Below are 16,766 nucleotides of genomic sequence, written 5' to 3' on the forward strand. Positions count from 1 at the left end.
TTATTGCACCCAGAACCGGATTTCAGGATAGCTGATAGCATGCGTGACACGATCATAACTGCCCCGAACGTCTATGACGCCGAGCCGATCCCTGCGGAAGCGATGGAAGAAGTCGCGCGGCTTCTGGCGACAGGTGATCTGTTTCGTTACAATGCGGCTGAAAATGCACCTGTCGCATTGCTCGAAACCGAATTTGCCGCGATGCTTGGTGCGCGTTATGCGCTGGCGGTATCGTCTTGTTCGGCGGCACTTTTCCTGTCGCTCAAGGCGCTTGATCTGCCGCGCGATGCGCGCGTGATGATCCCGGCCTTCACCTTTGCGGCGGTCCCCTCTGCCGTGCTGCATGCCGATTGCATTCCAGTGCTGTGTGAATGTGGCGATGATTACCGGATCAATCTGGAGGATTTTGCCGCCCGTCTGCCGGATGTGCAGGCGGTCATCATCAGCCATATGCGCGGCCATACATCGGATATGGATGCGATCATGGCGCTGTGCGATGCGGCAGGCATCCCGGTGATCGAGGATGCCGCGCATTCGCTGGGCACGACATGGCATGACCGAAATATCGGCACGATTGGCAAGATCGGCTGTTTCAGCTTTCAATCCTACAAGCTGATCAATGCCGGCGAAGGCGGAATCATGGTCAGCGATGATCCTGATCTGATTGCCCGCGCTGTGATCATGTCAGGTGCTTACGAGCATAATTGGAAAAAGCATCCGGTTTTGCAGGATGCCTTTGCGCGCTGGCAGAACCAATTGCCACTGTATAATCTGCGGCTCAACAATCTGTCCGCTGCCGTGATCCGCCCGCAGCTTGCCGAATTGCCGCGCCGCGTGCGCGATGGCCGCGCCAATCACGACCGGGTTGCGGCGGCGTTGAATGCGGTGTCGTGGTTCGACGTGCCGCAGAAAATGGCGCCCGAAACCCGCGCGCCGGATTCGATCCAGTTCAATCTGGTGGATATGGATGCGGACCAGACCGCCCGTTTCGTCGCCTGCGCTGCCGAACAGGGCCTCAAGGTGCAGGTCTTCGGGCAGAGCGCGGATAATGCCCGCGCCTTCTGGAACTGGCGTTTTCTGGGCGAGGTGCCTGAGCTGCCGCAGACCCGCGCGATGCTGATGCGGGCCTGCGACGTGCGTCTGCCCGCCCGGTTGACGCAGGCCGAATGTGACAGGATTGTCGAAATTCTGATCACGGCTGTCAAGGACGCTGTGATGCGTCGCTGATACATCTGGTCCGGGTTCACCTGACAGGGCTGTCAACGGGACGCGGTGACAGATGCATAACAATCTTTCGTTTCGCGATCACACGTGACGCAACATTGACTGCGGTCCTGCCAGCCTTACAGATCATGACCCTGAGCGTAGTTTTGAATGACCTTTTCCAAACCCTCGGATTGTAGCTTTTCATAGGCGAGGGCAAAGGCATCGGCAAAGCGCCGGGCATCTTTCAGGTCACCATAGATCTGGCGCTGGTCGAGCCATGCCATCGGCCGGGTTTGGGCCTTTTGCGCAGCGGTCTGCAAATCCGACCAATGCGGATCGTTCGGCGAAATGATCGTGCCGTCCTGCGTTTTTCCGAGGCAATAATGCGCCCAGATGGCCGAAACCACTGCCAGACCGTCGACAGGCGTGCCGGATGCCAGACCGTCGCGGATTGAGGGCACGATAAAGCCTTTATGCCGGCTTGATCCGTCAAAGGCCACGCGGCGTGTCGTGTCAGCGATTTCAGAATTGGCAAATCGACGGGTGATCAGGTCGATGTACGCATCAGGCGTTTGACCGGGCACGGCGGCGACATGCGGTGCGATTTCTGTATGGGCAATCCGTTGGAACATGGCTTTGATGCCCGGATGCGCCATGGTTGCGGCAATTGTGCCGAGGCCCAGCAATTCGCCTGCGCCGCAGATCACCTGATGGCCACCGTTGAGGATGCGGATTTTCATGGCCTCATGTGCATGGACATCATGGGTGAAAGTCGCGCCTGCCCGGTCCCAACCAGGACGACCGGCGCAGAAATCATCCTCGATCACCCATTGGCGAAAGTTTTCATGCGTCACCGGCGCGCTGTCTTGGATGCCGAAATCCTGCGCGAGCGCAATCTCGCGCGGCCCGGTGGCGGGGACGATGCAATCGACCATGGCATTGGGGAAACCGCATTGCGCATCGATCCAGTCAGCCAGCGCTGGGTCGGACAGGCGCGCAAGACCCACGACAGTCTGGCGCAGGACCGCGCCATTGCCTTGCAGGTTGTCACAGCACAGGCCGGTGAACGGGCCTGTGCCGTGTGCCCGGCGTTGCGCCAAGGCCGCCACCATCGCGCCAAAGGCTGTCCGTGGGGTTTGCGGGTTCTCCGCGTCATGGCGGATATCCGGGTGGGATAGGTCCAGATCGCCGGTCACCGGATCAATGTAATAACCACCTTCGGTCACGGTCAGCGAGACGATACGGATATCGGGCGCTGCCATCCGTGCGATCAAGGCGGCGTTGCCGTCCTGCACGGGGAGGAAATCGACCATCGCACCGGTAATTTCAGCCGATTTGCCGGAAGGGTCGAGTTTAATCAGCGTCGTCAGGCAATCCTGCGCCAGCAGCTTGTCGCGCATCGCAGCGTCGCCGGCGCGCACGCCTGCGCCGATGACCGCCCAATCCTGCGCAAGGCCCATCTGCATCAGACGATGCGTATACCACGCCTGATGCGCGCGGTGGAAATTACCCAGCCCGATATGAACGATGCCCGGTGACAGATCACGCCGGGTGTATTTCGGCACCTGCACATCTGCGGGCAGGTTGCCAAGTGTCGTCAAAGACAGCGGCGTCAGCTCATCCATTGGCCACCGTCCACGTTATAGGTCTGGGCAAGGATGTAATCCGCCTCGCTTGACGCAAGAAAGATCGCGATGCCGGTCAGGTCCTGCGCCGTGCCCATCCGGCCAAAGGGGACGGCGTCTCCTACTTCACGCTTTTTCTGCCCCGGTGCCTTGTTTTCATATTTGGCGAAAAACGCATCCACCCTATCCCAGTGTTCACCATCCACCACGCCGGGGGCGATGGCATTCACATTGATCCCATGTTCAATCAGGTTGAGCGCCGCCGATTGCGTCAGGCTGATGACCGCCGCCTTGGTGGCGCAATAAACGGCAACCAAAGCCTCGCCCCGCCGCCCGGCCTGAGACGCCATGTTGATGATCTTGCCACCCTGCCCGCGCGCGATCATGTGATTGGCAACGGCCTGCATCGTGAACAAAGTACCTGCGACATTGATATCAAAACAGCGTGTAAAATCATCGCGGTTGATCTCTGAAATAGGTGCCGCAGTGAATATTGCGGCATTGTTGATCAGGATGTCGATCTGCCCGAAATGCGCGACCGCGGCATCCACTGCGGCATCAATGCTGGCCTGCTTAGTCACATCCATTTCCACCGCAAAGGCCGCATCGCCCAGACGCGCGGCCTCGCCCCGCGCGCGGGTGATGTCGATATCGGCCAGCGCCACACGCGCGCCTTCGCGGATATAGGCCTCGGCAAAGGCCAGCCCGATGCCGCGCGCAGCCCCGGTGATCAGCGCGGTTTTTCCGTCCAGTCGTTTCATGCGATCCGTAGTCCTTTGTCGTTAAAGCGGTGAATGACATCCGCGCGCGGTGTCAGATGAATGCGGTCGCCGTGGCGGAAACCCACCTCGCCATCGGCACGCACGGTGATGACATCAGCAAGGCCGGTCTGGTGGACATGGAAAAACGTATCCGACCCCAGATGTTCGGACACACCAACGACGCCGGACCAAGGGCCAGTATCGGCGGAAACGGCGATATGTTCAGGCCGGATGCCAATCGTATGGGCATCGTGTTTCGCGGCCTCTGGACCTTCGATGAAATTCATCCTGGGCGATCCGATGAACCCCGCCACGAACAGGTTGCGCGGTTCCCGGTAGAGGTCCAGCGGATTGCCCACCTGTTCGATATGCCCCGCGCGCAGCACCACGATCTTGTCGGCCATGGTCATCGCCTCGACCTGATCATGGGTCACGTAAACCATCGTCGTCTTCAGACGGGTATGTAATTCGCTGATTTCCAGCCGCATCCCGACACGCAAGGCCGCATCAAGGTTCGACAAAGGCTCATCAAACAAAAACGCCGACGGTTCGCGCACAATTGCCCGGCCAATGGCAACACGCTGGCGCTGCCCGCCTGACAATTGGCCCGGACGGCGATCCAGATAATCGGTCAGGTTCAGGACTGAGGCCGCCAGATCGACGCGCCGGTTCTGTTCGGCCTTGTCCATCCCCGCCATGCGCAGCGGGAACATGATATTCTTGCGCACCGACATATGCGGATAGAGCGCATAGGATTGAAACACCATCGCCAGCCCGCGTTTGGACGGCGGGGCGGCTGTCGCCTCAACCCCGTCAATCTCGATCCGGCCAGAGGTGACATCCTCCAACCCCGCGATCAGGCGCAGCAAGGTCGATTTCCCGCAGCCCGACGGGATATCGAACCCTGGAGGCATACCTGAGATTCCGACACCGCTCAATTCGCCCGACAAGTAGCGCGTGATCGAGATATCGATTGGCACCGCAGTATTATCGGTCGTGCCGACAAGTTCCGGATCTGCGACCAGCCGGTCACGCACGTCACGGCGGTTCGTGGCATAGATAATCTCTGACAAGGCTGCGTCATCGAATTGGTTAGGCTGCCGCAGGGAACCAGCCGCATCCAGCAAAGCTTGCTGATAGCCCGTCGCTGCAAGTTCGCTGGCCGCTTCGGCACCATCTGCAGGATCGATTGCTGCGATGCTACTGGCCGCATCGCTGAACCCGATCCCGGCGAGTGCCTCGGCGGCAGCGTCGCGGGCTTCCAAAGCCGATGCTGGATCATCGCCGCCAAAGGCGGTGACTGCGGCCCTTATTGTTCCACCAGCTTGACCGAAAGCTGCAGCAGCATCGGCTGGCGCACCTGCGGCTTCGATAATTGCCGCCCCGCCGGTCAACCCGGCAGCGTCCAGCGATCCGATAGCTTCATCCAGCCAACGCTGCGTTACCGTCGCTTCGATATCAATGCCTGCGTTCTCCAATGTCCGGCGCAGGGAGTTCGTGAAGATACCACGCTCGAACCCGGTGCGCAGATTGATCGAACCCAGCATTTCGGGCGTCAACTCGCCACCTTCCGGGTTAAGCACGGCTGGATCGTAATACAATTCGATCTGAGCCTGATACTGGAACAAGGCCGGCACACCACGCGATACGATGGACCAGAGCAGGACGGCGAGGAAGAACATCACAATCGTGATCGCTCCGAGGCCCAGCCAGCGCAGGACCGCGCCGAGACGGTGCCGCTTGCGCACCAGTGCCGATTTTTCGAGAAGCGAGCTTTTACGGATCGGCGTTGCGCCGGAGAAATTTGCGTCAGACATCAGTCGTACTGCTCCCGATATTTTGCGACCAACCGCTGTGCAAGCAGGTTCAGAGCCAGCGTGATGAAGAACAAGGTGAAGGCGAGCGCGAAGACAGCGAGCACGTCAATCGAGTCAAAGCCTGACCCTTCGCCGGTCAGCACCGCGACAATCCGCGTGGTCACTGTCACGACAGCGCCGAATGGGTTCGGTTCGATCCCCTGAACGTTGGACAAGGCACCAGTGGCAAGCACCACAATCATCGTCTCACCAATCGCGCGCGATGCAGCCAGCACGATTGCGCCGACGATTCCAGGCAACGCCGCTGGCAGGATAACCTTGGTAACAGTTTCGGCCTGCGTTGCGCCAAGGCCAAGCGACTCGTCACGCATTGCCTGTGGCACGGCGTTGATCACGTCATCGCTGAGCGACGAGATGAAAGGCACCAGCATCATCCCCATCACCACGCCCGCAGTCATGACCGATACCGTGTTGGGCATAACGGTTGCACCGACAACCGCTTGCAAGAAGGGGCCAATAGTGATCAGCGCAAAGATACCGTATACGATGGTGGGCACGCCGGCGAGGATCTCGAGCGCAGGTTTCACCCAGGCGCGTGTCCATTTGGACGCGAATTCGGACAGATAAACCGCGGCCAACAGGCCCAGCGGCACCGCCACCAGCAAAGCGACCACCGAAATATAGAGCGTTCCCCAGATCAGTGGCACGAAACCAAGTGCGGATTGATAACCGCCATCGCGACCTTCGGGGATACCGACCACGTCACCTGCCGGTGCCCAGGCCGTCCCGAAAAGGAAATTGAAGAATCCATATTCGCGGAAGAAGGTGAGCGACGGCAGCGTGATCGCCGAAAGGATCGCGACTGTGGTCAGGATCGCCATTGTGGAGGCGAAAATGAGGAAGCCGACAACCCAGCGCTCAACCACGGTGCGCGCGCGGAAATCGGCAGAAACAGCGCGCAGCGACAGGGCAAATCCGACCACCGTCAAGATCAGCGCAAGCACAGGCCCGATGACCGCGACACGCTGGTTGAACTGGCGCAGATCCAGCGCCACACGCAACATCCCGGGCGTAAGGGCGGTTCCGACGACCTGCCCATCGGCGCTCAAAAGTTGCTGGACCGATGTCGTATCGGCGTTCCAGCTGCGGACGTCGGCCTCGGTGGCATTCCCGTTGGCAACATAACGGTTGATAGCGACTGCAAGGTTCCTAACCCCCGGCACGAATTGCGTGCGCAGCACGCCTTCACGGACTTCCAGCTTGGCTTCGGTCAAGTTCTCGCGTTGCTGCAGGGGAACCTGCACATCGGCCAAGCCATCTGCCACGATCGAATTTACACATATATTTGACGCAACCCCAGTAGCAAAGACCCAGAACATGACAAAAATCAAAGCAGGCGCGGCGGTCGCGAAAACCACATGCCAGCCATGCTGGTGCGGGCGCGAATGCAACAAGCGCGGTGCAATGGCAGAGGCCCGGCGGCGGGCGAGAAAGTAGCCGGCTATCGCAAGCGCGATGATAACCAGAAGCACAATGGGGAAATTGAGATAAGCGCTCATCGAGAACCTTGACAATGGGGTCAGGCAGCTTTGCCGACCGATGTGAGGTGAGGCGGCCCCCGTGATCAGAGGCCGCCCACATATTCGGTCAGAGGGTCAGATCAGCGCAGCGCTGCGACCATCGCCTGTGTTTCGGCCAGTTCTGGATCGGGAACCAGACCGTAGTCGGACAGCGGGCCGCCTGGACCAGCAATCTCATCAGAGATGAAGAACTCAACGTATTCCAGCAGACCTGGGATCACGCCGATATGCTCTTGCTTGACGTAGAACTGCAGCGGACGCGACACCGGGTATTCACCAACCGAGATCGTCTCGGTCGAAGAAACAACGTCGGACATTGTGGCGACCTGCAGAGTGTCTGTGTTATTTTCGTAGCAGGACAGACCGAACACGCCCATGCCAGTTGGCGTGGACTGCAGGTTGGCCAGTGTCTGGGTGTAGTCGCCTTCGATGTCGACCGAACGACCATCGGTGCGCACGCCCATGCATGATTCTTCGGCGGTGTCTTCGTCAACACCAGCAGCGATCATCGCTTCGTAGAAACCACCCTGCTCGCAACCGGCCAGCAGCACGTTTTCGTCAAACACTTCACGGGTGCCGTGGTTGGTGCCTGGGATGAATGCGTTGATTTCCTGATCTGACAGATCGCCTTCGACGCCCATCGACTGAGCAACTTCAGCCACTTCGGCCCAGTTTGTCAGAGTGTTTGGAACAAGTTCGCCGTCGATGAAATGCTCAGCGGCCAAAGCGATGTAGAAGTGAGCAGGTTCAAACGCGAAGGATGGACCGTTGATGTCGGATGCGAAGACGATGCCATCATAGCCGAAACGCACTTCGATCGGGGTCACACCAGCTTCGATGCAGCTCTGACGCTCGGTGTCGCTCATCAGGGATGAAGAGTTTGCGATGTCGACGGTGCCTTCGCCGACGCCTTCGCAAAGCATTGCGCGGCCTGTCGAAGAACCGCCACCTTCAACGACGGGTGTCGGGAAATCGCTTTCGGCGCCGAAAGCTTCAGCAACGATATTGGCATATGGCAGCACTGTCGAAGAACCGGCGGCCTGAACATTGCCGCGCGTCTGAGCGGAAACAGCGGCAGCCGACAGCGCCAGAAGCGCGACAGCAGCGGTGGAAAGTTTGAGATGAGACGTGATTTCTCCTAATACGTGGTTCGGACTATTATCGCCCATGCAGGCTGCCTAATTGCCTTGGATGAAGCTAATGTCTCAATTTTGTAACGAATTTATGACAATTGTAGCGACCTTCTGACTCTTTGTGGTTCGGCAAAACATTTAACCCTGTCATCTCGGATACTCCCCCGAAAATAAGGGGCTGGATAAGTAGAATTTCCTCGACCGGAGGAACGAGACGATGTCGCATGACGACAAGCAGATATAATGAAGCGCAGATTATGGCGATCCTCCGTCAGAAGACTGCGGTGTGCGAGCTGTGCCGCGAGCACGGCATGGGTGATGCGTCGTTCTACTTCTCTGCAGCAAAGTCGGTCGTCAAAACCGGTATCACCCTGTGGCAGCGACAGCAGATCAATACTGGCCCGCGCTTTCAGGGTATGATCTGCTATGCAGGATCGAGTCCAGCGCCCGGCATCTGAAGAAAGACACAACTTGCGCCAGCCTAAACCGCATCCGACCAAACACCGTCGCCGGACCAAACCCGGCGCGGCACCCGGCACATTGACCGTGGCACCCCAAGCTGTGCATCCACAGATTCAGATGATCGCCTATGGTCCGGACAGCTTTACCGAGACAGTAAATGTCGCAGCTTCCGATCTGGCTCCCACCATGTCGGTCCCTCTGGTGCGCTGGATCAATATCGACGGGCTTGGCGATATCCCGACGCTGCAGCAGATCGGCAAGACATTTGGCCTGCACCCCTTGGCGCTGGAAGATATCGTCAACCTGCACCAACGCCCCAAGGTGGACGCCTATGAAGGGCATCTTTTCATCGTGCTGCGCATGCCGATCGCCTCTGCTGCCCGACTGGAAACCGAGCAGGTGACCATGGTGCTGGGGCGCGATCATGTTGTTTCCTTTCAGGAACGTCCCGGAGACAGTTTTGATCCGGTGCGCCACCGGCTGCGCGCACATGGTGGGCAGATCCGGCAGCGCGGTGCCGATTACCTGGCTTATGCGCTGATTGATGCTGCGATTGATGCATTTTTCCCGATCCTCGAAACATATGGCGAACAAGTCGAGGATCTGGAGGATGATGTCATCACTCAGCCCGGCCAAAAGCAGATGGCGCGCATTCACGACCTCAAGCGCAACCTGCTGACCGCCCGCCGCGCGCTTTGGCCGATGCGCGATATGGTCAATGCTTTGCTGCGCGAGGAGTCTACTCTGATCAACGCACAGACGTTGATCTATCTGCGCGATTGTCAGGACCATATCGCCCAGTTGATCGAGATGATCGAAACCTATCGCGAGATTTGTTCCGGCCTGATCGATATCCATCTGTCCAGCGTCAGCAACAAGATGAATGAGGTGATGAAGGTCCTGACGATCATCGCCACGATTTTTATCCCGCTGACCTTTATTGTGGGGGTCTACGGAATGAATTTCGATCCCGCCGCGGGGCCTTGGTCGATGCCGGAGCTTGGCTGGCGCTATGGCTATCCGGCGGTGCTGATCACGATGGCAGGAATCGCTGTGGGGCTGTTGATCTGGTTTCGTAGCATGGGCTGGATCGGGCGCGACCGCGATTAGACGCGGGGCCCGTCAGCCGGCGGTCATGGTGATGACAAGTCTTTGCCGCCCTGCTGCTGGGCGCAGCCTGACCCGGCCCTGATCCAGCGTCAGGGGTTTGTCATTCACGGTCGCGGACGCGATGCCAACGCCGGTGCCGCCGCTATTGCGAATGATGATGTCCAGTGATGTATCACCCAGATTGACCGTTGCTTTCAGCTCTGGCCAGTCCTTGGGGAAACACGGGTTCAACACCCAGTCCGGGCCTTGGCGGGTCAGGCCCAGCAGCCCTTCGATCCCGGCGCGATACATCCAGCCCGCTGATCCGGTATACCACGTCCAGCCGCCGCGCCCGTCATGCGGGGCGGTGGCATAGACATCGGCGGCCACCACATAGGGTTCGACCTCGTAACGCGCGGCAGCATCGGGGGTCAGCGCATGGTTGACCGGATTGACCAAGGCGAACAGCGCACCCGCCGCATCGCCATCGCCAAGCGCGCAATGCGCAAGGATCGCCCACATTGCGGCATGGCTGTATTGCCCGCCATTTTCGCGCAGGCCGGGCGGATAGCCTTTGATATAGCCGGGGTCCTGCGCGGTGCGGTCAAAGGGCGGGGTGAAGAGCAGCGCCAGACCGGGGTCCGGGCGCACCAGATGTTCTGTCATGCTGGCCATGGCTTTTGTTGCGCGCGCAGGGTCCGCCGCGCCCGACAACACCGCCCATGATTGCGCGATACTGTCGATGCGGCATTCGTCGAAACTGGCTGCTCCGAGCAAGGTGCCATCGTCATAAGTGCCGCGCCGATACCATGCGCCATCCCAGCCATCCCGCTCTATCGCCTGCACCAGGGTTGCACGATGCGCGCGCCAAGCTCGGGCGCGGGCTGGATCGCGGGTGTCGGCAAAAGAGGAAAGCCGGTCAATCGTCGCAATCAGCAGCCAGCCCAGCCAGACCGATGTCCCCTGCCCGGCTTCACCGACACGGTTCATCCCATCGTTCCAGTCACCCCGCCGGGTCGCTGACCGGATCGTTTGACCAAGGCATGATCTGGTTTTCGCGGCTGTTTTCAGCCCAAACAGAGCCGCTGCCCTCGGCAGAGACCTGAAAGCCGAAACCGGGATTGGCGATGACATTGATCCAGGGCGCGGGCGTGGTCGCCCCATTGCTCAGGATGGTGACATATTCCCGGCCATCCTCGGCGAAACCGCCGGTGCCGTTGAAAAACTCCAGCGCCGGGATGGGCGGATCAATGGCCAGGACCGTAGCCGCAACAGGCGTGGTTTGTATTTCCGCCATCGGCATCACAACCGGCATCAGCCCGTCAAGCTGCGCCCCGACAGTGCCGCGACTGGCCAATAAGGTCACATGTGCCACGGCCAGCAATTGCGCAAGCTGGCCTTCGGTCACCAAATCGGCGCGCAACGTATGAATCGCGCATTGGGTGTCGAACGGCTGTCCTGCGCTGCGCGGGCGTAACTGGGCCGACCGCACCGCCACCTCGATCATCACCTGCATGTCCTGCACATAGGATGAGGCCCGGTCGTTCATGACCACCAGATCGACATCCAATTGGCGCATACGCAGATATTCATGCGCGGCCAGCACGTCATGCAAGGCGGTGGCACGGATTATGCCCAAAAGATCAGACTGGTAGATCTGACAGCCGACACATTTGAGCATGCCTATTTTCAAGCCAGGCTGAATCAGAACCCGTTTCGATGGGCGCGCAAAAACCTTGAAGAAGTTGAGAGAAACAAATCGGACAGGGTCACTGTGGCCTGGCGCTATGCCTTACTTCGTATGCATGAAAAATTCGAAGAAATTGTGCCAGAGCTGACTGAACAAGACCGCGCGCGCTTCGACACTGGTTTGAAATCTATTTTCGTGGACAATTACGCAGCGGTCCCGCCAGAATCGATCCGCAGACTTTTGGCGTTGCGGGATGCGGGTCTTTTGTCGGTGCTGGCGTTGGGCGAGGATTATGAGCTGGATCACAATTCCAGCGGCACGGTGATCACTGCCAAAGGCCAAACGCACAAATTCGACGTTTTCATTGATGCCCGCGGGCAAAAACGATGACGAGCGAGGAAATTCCCTTTCCAAGCTTGCGGGTGGCGCTGCTGACTGCCGGGCAGGATATCCCGCAAATCGACGACAGCTTTTGCATGGCAGGCATGGCGGGATATGAGGGACGCGTCTATCTTGCCGCATTACCGTGGCTGATGCAAAAACGCCCCTTTGTGCAGGGCATCACAGCCAGTGCTGAACTGGCCACCATTCTTGCGGCGGCGGAACCGGCTTAATTGGGTACAACCCAGCGGCCATTGCGTCGGAAAAGGCTGCTCTTTGATCATAGCATGCTGGCGCGGACCTTAGTGGTGCTCGCTGCAATACAAATGACAAGCCGCACCTTGACCTGCCTGGCGGCGCGTTTGGCGTGAAGCTGACAAGCTTGAGATTGTCCTGTCATTCGGGATCGACAGGGCAACGGTGAGATAGCCAGTTCCCCTCCACAATGCTGCGCTGGCTTGCCCGTAGGACTTCGGAAAATAGAGCGCCAGACGCACCGTGGTCAGTCAGGTAGAATCAGACGCATCACCGCTTCGTTTTCCGGCGGTGAAACATGCTGAACTACTGAAATGAATGTCTACTGACCTTAGGCCGGTTCAGTCACCGGGACCCAGAGCAGGTCCTGCCGCCCGCCGAGTTTGGAAGAGCCCAATGTGCCAAGGTCCTTGACCAGCTCTTTGAGGTCGGGTGCATAAAACAGCGTCAAATAGGGAACCGCCCAGGCCAGTTCAAAACCGCGCAATTCCTCTGACCCATCGAAATAGGTTTGCGGATGACCGGCTACTTCTTCGGCCAGGGTCGGATCGGCGAAAGCCTTGACCACGAAATCGACACTGCGATGGACCGCCATATCGCAGGCGCGGAACAGGTCCTGATCGGGCAACAACGCTGCGGTGACCACCAAAGGGGCCACGGCATGGATCTGATAATGCAGCGCCAGATGTTCGCGTGCCATTTCCAGCGGCAGGCTGCCGTCATCGGCGGCCTGACAGGCGACCAGACGGACCGAGCTTGCCGCCCAATCCTGCATTGGCGCATCATCGATAATCAACCCGACCCGGGCAACGCCCAGCGCGGCCCAGGCCCGCAGATTGTTGCGGCTCGCATTTGGTGGGGCGTCGGTGTCAAAGTAATCCATCGTCGCGCTGGCACGGCGCGCCAGCCAATTGTCGATCAGCGCAGTCTGGTCTGATGCCTCTTGCAGCGGTCTGACCTGTCCATAAGCAAAGGCAAGTCCGGCAATCCGTGATGGCACCGCCAGTTGCGCATTCATCGTGGCCAGTTCACGCAAAGCATCCGCCTCGGCCCAGCTTGCCAAACCATCGATCACACAGGCGCCAGCGGCAGCACGGTTGATGTCATCGGTCAGGGCCATATTCGCCGCGCCCACCAGCGCCGTGATGAAGGCGTCAATCGGTTCAAGCTGCGCATTCACATCGTCATTGGATGCATCATCGAAAGATGACCGGCTTTTGTCATCGTCGATATAGCGGCTGCCATGATCCAGCCCGATCACCGGATCCGGCATCACCGGGCAGGTGAAGGACGCGGGCGCATCATCCTGTGCCATGACCCCGGTTGCGACACTGCTGGCCAGAACGGCGGAAAGGAGTTTTATCATTGGGTCGCCTCTGCTTCAATTTCGAATAATTTGACCATATCGCCCGCTGTCGGATCACCCGCATCGGCGGCCTTTTGCAGCCAGCCGCGCGCATCATCCAGCGAGACCGGCACGCCGACGCCCACCGCATAGGCCTGCGCCAGCATCACCATCGCGGGCACGTCATTCGCTTCGGCCGCCCGGATCAGCCAGAGCGTGGCCGCATCCAGATCCGCAACGCTGACCGCACTGGTCCGCAGGCGGCGGGCATGTTCGCGCATCGCCACCGGATCACCGGCTTCGGCGCCGTCGCGATAGAGAGCGGGCAGATCGATCTGCACCTCGACCGCCAGACGCAGGGCGCTGTCGCCACTGGCCAAAGTGGCAAGAATATCGGGCACTTCCGATGCCGAACTGCGGGCGATCAAAGACGCGTAAAGCGATGCGATCTCACCCTGATCGGCGTTTGGCTGGTCGGGGTCGGTCTGCATCCGCAGCAGGCGCAAGACAGCGGTGCGGCTGCCAAGGTCAAAGGCTTTGTCGAAATAGGCCAAGGCGGCTTCATCCCCGGCAGCACCGAAAATCGCGCGATGCGCATCGCCCAATTGGATGATCTGCCAGGCGACATCGCCCGCCAGATGATCGGCTATGGCAAACCAGCGGGTCGCGGCGTCAAGATCCCCAGCCGTGCCAAGGACATTGCCCAAGGCCAAAGCCTCGGGAAAAGTGCAGGTCATCGCCGTGATGGCACGATTATAGTAAAGATCGCGGCCCGCCGCATCTGGCAGGAATGGCATCGCCAGCATCAGCGCCATGAAATCACCGCGTGCAGCGATCTGCTCGGCAAAACCGCTATAGACCGCGCGCAGATCCGGAAATTCTTGCGGATCCGCGACCGGCAGTAACGCCATGGCTTCCCCATTGCCGGTCTGGGCGAGATCGCGCAGCAACACCGCCGCCTCGGCCAGCGCCGCTTCGCCGGGATCGCTGAGCAAGGCCTTGGCCAGTTTCAGCGGCGCGGTCTTGTCACCGGCAGCCACGGCCGCGCGGAATAGATCCAAGGCGTCCGCGCGCGCACCCGGATTGGTCGCTTGATCCAAGGCCAGCGCAGCACGGGCTGACGCGACATTGGGCAGGCCGTCCGCATAATTTTGCCAGAACGCCTGTTCGGAGTCGGGTGCCCCGGCGCGGTCCATGACATCGAGCAGATTGGCCAACGGCGTCGCCCGCCCATAAAGTGCTTGGGTCTGCAAGGTCGCCATCGCCATCGGGTCAGGATCATCCGCCAGTTGCGCAAGTGCTGTATCGGTGAAAGCGAGCGAAGATGATCCGATCGCGGCTTCAACCCCGGCCCAATAGGCCACGTCCTCGAACAGCGGCGCCATTGGCGCCTTGCACAGAAAGGCCGCCTGTAACTCGGCAGCGGGCGCCACCTCGCCAAGGGTGGTGACCGCATAGGCCAGATCATCGACGATATTGTAGAAATCCGCCTGATCCGACATCGTGCCGAAACGCATGCGCGCCAGCATCACGATTGACACCGGGTCATGCAGGGCGGCACCTTGTTCGAGCAAAGCCTGCGCCGCATCCTGACCAGCCCAAAGCCCCTGCTCTTGTAGGATTGACCCGGCCAGTTTCGAATAGACCCAGTCTGGTGGGCTTTCGATTGCGGCCAAAGCATCCAAGGTTGCCAGAAAGGCAGTTTGATCTTCGCTGTCCTGCGACTGATGGGTTTCCAGAAATCCAGACAGCCGGACCAGCCCGGCACGGTCACCGCTGTCAGCGGCAGCCTGATAAAGCGTCAGGGCTTTATCAGGGTCCGCCGCAACCAGCGCACCGGCTTCATAGACCCGGCCAAGGGCGACCTGCGCATAGGGCAAGCCGCCATCCGCGGCCTTGGTCAGATAGGTGAGGAGGATTGCATTGTCCTTGGTGATCTCTTCAGACCGCAATTGATATTCCGCCACCCGCCATGCGGCAATCGGATCCCCCAGATCAGCGGCCAAGCGGTACCAGCGCACCGCCAGATCATGATCGACGGCAACCACGCCACCATTGGAAAATTCGCGCGCGATCCGCGCGATCCGGTCACAGATCAAAGGGTCGATCTGCCCGACAAGCGAACCGAAAGCCATGGTCACCGCCAATTCCGGGCTGATGTTCCAGCCTGCCGGTGCCTGACCCTGTTGGGTCAGTTGCGACAAGATCAGCAAAGCATCGGCATTGCCGCCATAGCCAGCATTGACCAGCATTTCCTCGCCAAGCACCACGTCACGGTCAATGCCGATGCCTTCGGTCAGATAACCGGCCAGCGCGTTTTGCATGCGCGGGGAATTGGCGTCGCCACGATCAAGCAGATCCTGCACCAGCCCCAGCGATTTCAACTGCTGCACCTGTCCCAGCATGATCATATGTTCGATCCGCGCAAGGGCCACATGGTCCTCGGTATAGCTGGGTGACAGCAGCGGCAATTTGGCAATCACGGATGTGATCGTGTCGTCCCAGCGCAATGCATCCAGTTCCGCCAGCCGCCGCATGTCGCGGTTGATCATGTCGATATTGCGGTCCGGCAGCGTGATCCCGTCCCAGCTGCCCCAGTCCGCAACGATATCGGCATCGGGCGCGCGCGGCACACAGACCGGCGCGACGACCATGTCAGGCGGGGCAAAGTTCAGGGACAGCGATTGCGCGCTCAGACCGGCAGGCGGGGTTGCAAGCATGGCAAAAGCCCCGATCAGGCCAGCCCCGGTACGTTTGATCTTCATGGGACAGCCCTTTCGTGACTTAGTTGATGTAAAGATTTTCGGTGCTGAAGGCGGTGTAATCACCATCCGCACCGCTGAAGACGACCGTGACGCCAGCCCGGCGCTGCATCGCGATGGCGGGCAATGTGGCCAGCGTGCTTGCGCCGTCGCGGATCTCGAAATCCAGCGTCAGCGGTGCTTTCAACGTCACGTCATGCGATGTGTTCTGCGTGATCCCGGCCAAGGCGACCGCATCGACACTGGGGACATAAAGGTCGATCTGCGGCAGATCCGACAGGTTGTAGATCACCAGATCGGCCTTCGCCGGGCTGTTGCTGATCGTGTCTTTCACCATATGCAGCGCGCCATCGGTGCCAGTGATGAAAGTATAGAAACTGGCGGCAAGGATCTCTTCCTTGCCCGCCAGATCGCCGACGCTGACCGTCACCATCCCGGCTGGCATGGTGACATAGGGGGTCACCCCGCCTTGCACCGCGTCAAATGTATTGGTCGCAACCACGGCGAGCGTGTCACCGGGCGACACGATGCGCACGAAAGATGCATCGGGGTCGGAAGGTGTCTCATAAAGCTGACCATCCTGCGCAAAGACAGGCGCGGCGCAAAGCGCCAAGGTCAGGGTCAGATTTCGTGAAATATTCAACATATCATATCGTCCTT

The 16,766-nt window shown here is 59.7% G+C and carries 13 protein-coding genes and 3 pseudogenes; 5 read left to right on the forward strand and 11 right to left on the reverse strand.

What is annotated here, in order from left to right; translation table 11 throughout:
- Positions 1-51: 51 nt before the first annotated feature.
- A complete protein-coding gene (locus tag VOY09_RS12960; RefSeq protein WP_322894346.1) occupies positions 52-1,227 on the forward strand; it encodes a DegT/DnrJ/EryC1/StrS family aminotransferase in 1,176 nt (391 codons plus the stop codon).
- A 116-nt stretch (positions 1,228-1,343) separates the two neighbouring features.
- Here VOY09_RS12960 and VOY09_RS12965 read toward each other — a convergent pair whose 3' ends face one another.
- From VOY09_RS12965 to VOY09_RS12990, 6 genes and pseudogenes are all read right to left on the reverse strand, one after another.
- Positions 1,344-2,831, reverse strand: coding sequence for a mannitol dehydrogenase family protein (locus VOY09_RS12965; RefSeq protein ID WP_322894181.1), 1,488 nt, complete (start codon positions 2,829-2,831; stop codon positions 1,344-1,346).
- The gene (locus VOY09_RS12970) at positions 2,819-3,592 is read right to left on the reverse strand and encodes an L-iditol 2-dehydrogenase (protein ID WP_322894180.1); all 774 of its coding nucleotides are present in this window, start codon (positions 3,590-3,592) and stop codon (positions 2,819-2,821) included. The genes VOY09_RS12965 and VOY09_RS12970 overlap by 13 nt, the downstream gene beginning before the upstream one ends.
- Positions 3,589-4,485: pseudogene (locus VOY09_RS12975) on the reverse strand (ABC transporter ATP-binding protein); the annotation flags it as partial. The gene VOY09_RS12970 and the pseudogene VOY09_RS12975, both read right to left, overlap by 4 nt.
- A 642-nt stretch (positions 4,486-5,127) precedes the next feature.
- Positions 5,128-5,409: pseudogene (locus VOY09_RS12980) on the reverse strand (DUF3333 domain-containing protein); the annotation flags it as partial.
- Entirely contained in the window at positions 5,409-6,968 is a 1,560-nt protein-coding gene (pstC, locus tag VOY09_RS12985) for a phosphate ABC transporter permease subunit PstC (RefSeq protein WP_322894179.1), read from the reverse strand. The gene pstC and the pseudogene VOY09_RS12980, both read right to left, overlap by 1 nt.
- A gap of 101 nt (positions 6,969-7,069) precedes the next feature.
- Entirely contained in the window at positions 7,070-8,158 is a 1,089-nt protein-coding gene (locus tag VOY09_RS12990; RefSeq protein ID WP_322894178.1) for a PstS family phosphate ABC transporter substrate-binding protein, read from the reverse strand.
- Positions 8,159-8,346: 188 nt separating this feature from the next.
- Here VOY09_RS12990 and VOY09_RS12995 point away from each other — a divergent pair.
- Together VOY09_RS12995 and corA are read left to right on the forward strand one after the other, a co-directional pair.
- Positions 8,347-8,469: pseudogene (locus VOY09_RS12995) on the forward strand (IS3 family transposase); the annotation flags it as partial.
- Positions 8,470-8,593: 124 nt separating this feature from the next.
- A complete protein-coding gene (corA, locus tag VOY09_RS13000) occupies positions 8,594-9,694 on the forward strand; it encodes a magnesium/cobalt transporter CorA (protein ID WP_322894177.1) in 1,101 nt (366 codons plus the stop codon).
- A 12-nt stretch (positions 9,695-9,706) separates the two neighbouring features.
- Here corA and VOY09_RS13005 read toward each other — a convergent pair whose 3' ends face one another.
- Positions 9,707-10,795 (reverse strand): GH36-type glycosyl hydrolase domain-containing protein, encoded by a 1,089-nt coding sequence (locus VOY09_RS13005; protein ID WP_323811284.1) that lies wholly within the window; start codon positions 10,793-10,795, stop codon positions 9,707-9,709.
- Positions 10,677-11,312: a hypothetical protein gene (locus tag VOY09_RS13010; protein ID WP_322894176.1), complete on the reverse strand. Its 636-nt coding sequence runs from the start codon at positions 11,310-11,312 to the stop codon at positions 10,677-10,679. Before VOY09_RS13010 ends, VOY09_RS13005 begins: the two co-directional genes overlap by 119 nt.
- Between VOY09_RS13010 and VOY09_RS13015 the strand changes: the two genes are divergently transcribed.
- Positions 11,283-11,753: a hypothetical protein gene (locus VOY09_RS13015; RefSeq protein ID WP_322894175.1), complete on the forward strand. Its 471-nt coding sequence runs from the start codon at positions 11,283-11,285 to the stop codon at positions 11,751-11,753. The two genes, VOY09_RS13010 and VOY09_RS13015, sit on opposite strands and share 30 nt — an antisense overlap.
- Positions 11,750-11,977, forward strand: coding sequence for a hypothetical protein (locus VOY09_RS13020; RefSeq protein ID WP_322894174.1), 228 nt, complete (start codon positions 11,750-11,752; stop codon positions 11,975-11,977). Before VOY09_RS13015 ends, VOY09_RS13020 begins: the two co-directional genes overlap by 4 nt.
- Positions 11,978-12,330: 353 nt before the next feature.
- Here the strand turns inward: VOY09_RS13020 and VOY09_RS13025 are convergent, their stop codons facing one another.
- The 3 genes from VOY09_RS13025 to VOY09_RS13035 are packed head-to-tail and all read right to left on the reverse strand — an operon-like array spanning position 12,331 to position 16,752.
- A complete protein-coding gene (locus VOY09_RS13025) occupies positions 12,331-13,365 on the reverse strand; it encodes an alginate lyase family protein (RefSeq protein WP_322894173.1) in 1,035 nt (344 codons plus the stop codon).
- Complete coding sequence (locus VOY09_RS13030) at positions 13,362-16,109, reverse strand: hypothetical protein (RefSeq protein ID WP_322894172.1); 2,748 nt, start codon at positions 16,107-16,109, stop codon at positions 13,362-13,364. Before VOY09_RS13030 ends, VOY09_RS13025 begins: the two co-directional genes overlap by 4 nt.
- Positions 16,110-16,128: 19 nt before the next feature.
- The gene (locus VOY09_RS13035; RefSeq protein WP_322894171.1) at positions 16,129-16,752 is read right to left on the reverse strand and encodes an alginate O-acetyltransferase AlgF; all 624 of its coding nucleotides are present in this window, start codon (positions 16,750-16,752) and stop codon (positions 16,129-16,131) included.
- Between the last annotated feature and the right edge of the window lie 14 nt (positions 16,753-16,766).

It is taken from the genome of Yoonia sp. 67-2, from assembly GCF_035117555.1.
In the GTDB taxonomy this organism is placed as follows: domain Bacteria; phylum Pseudomonadota; class Alphaproteobacteria; order Rhodobacterales; family Rhodobacteraceae; genus Yoonia.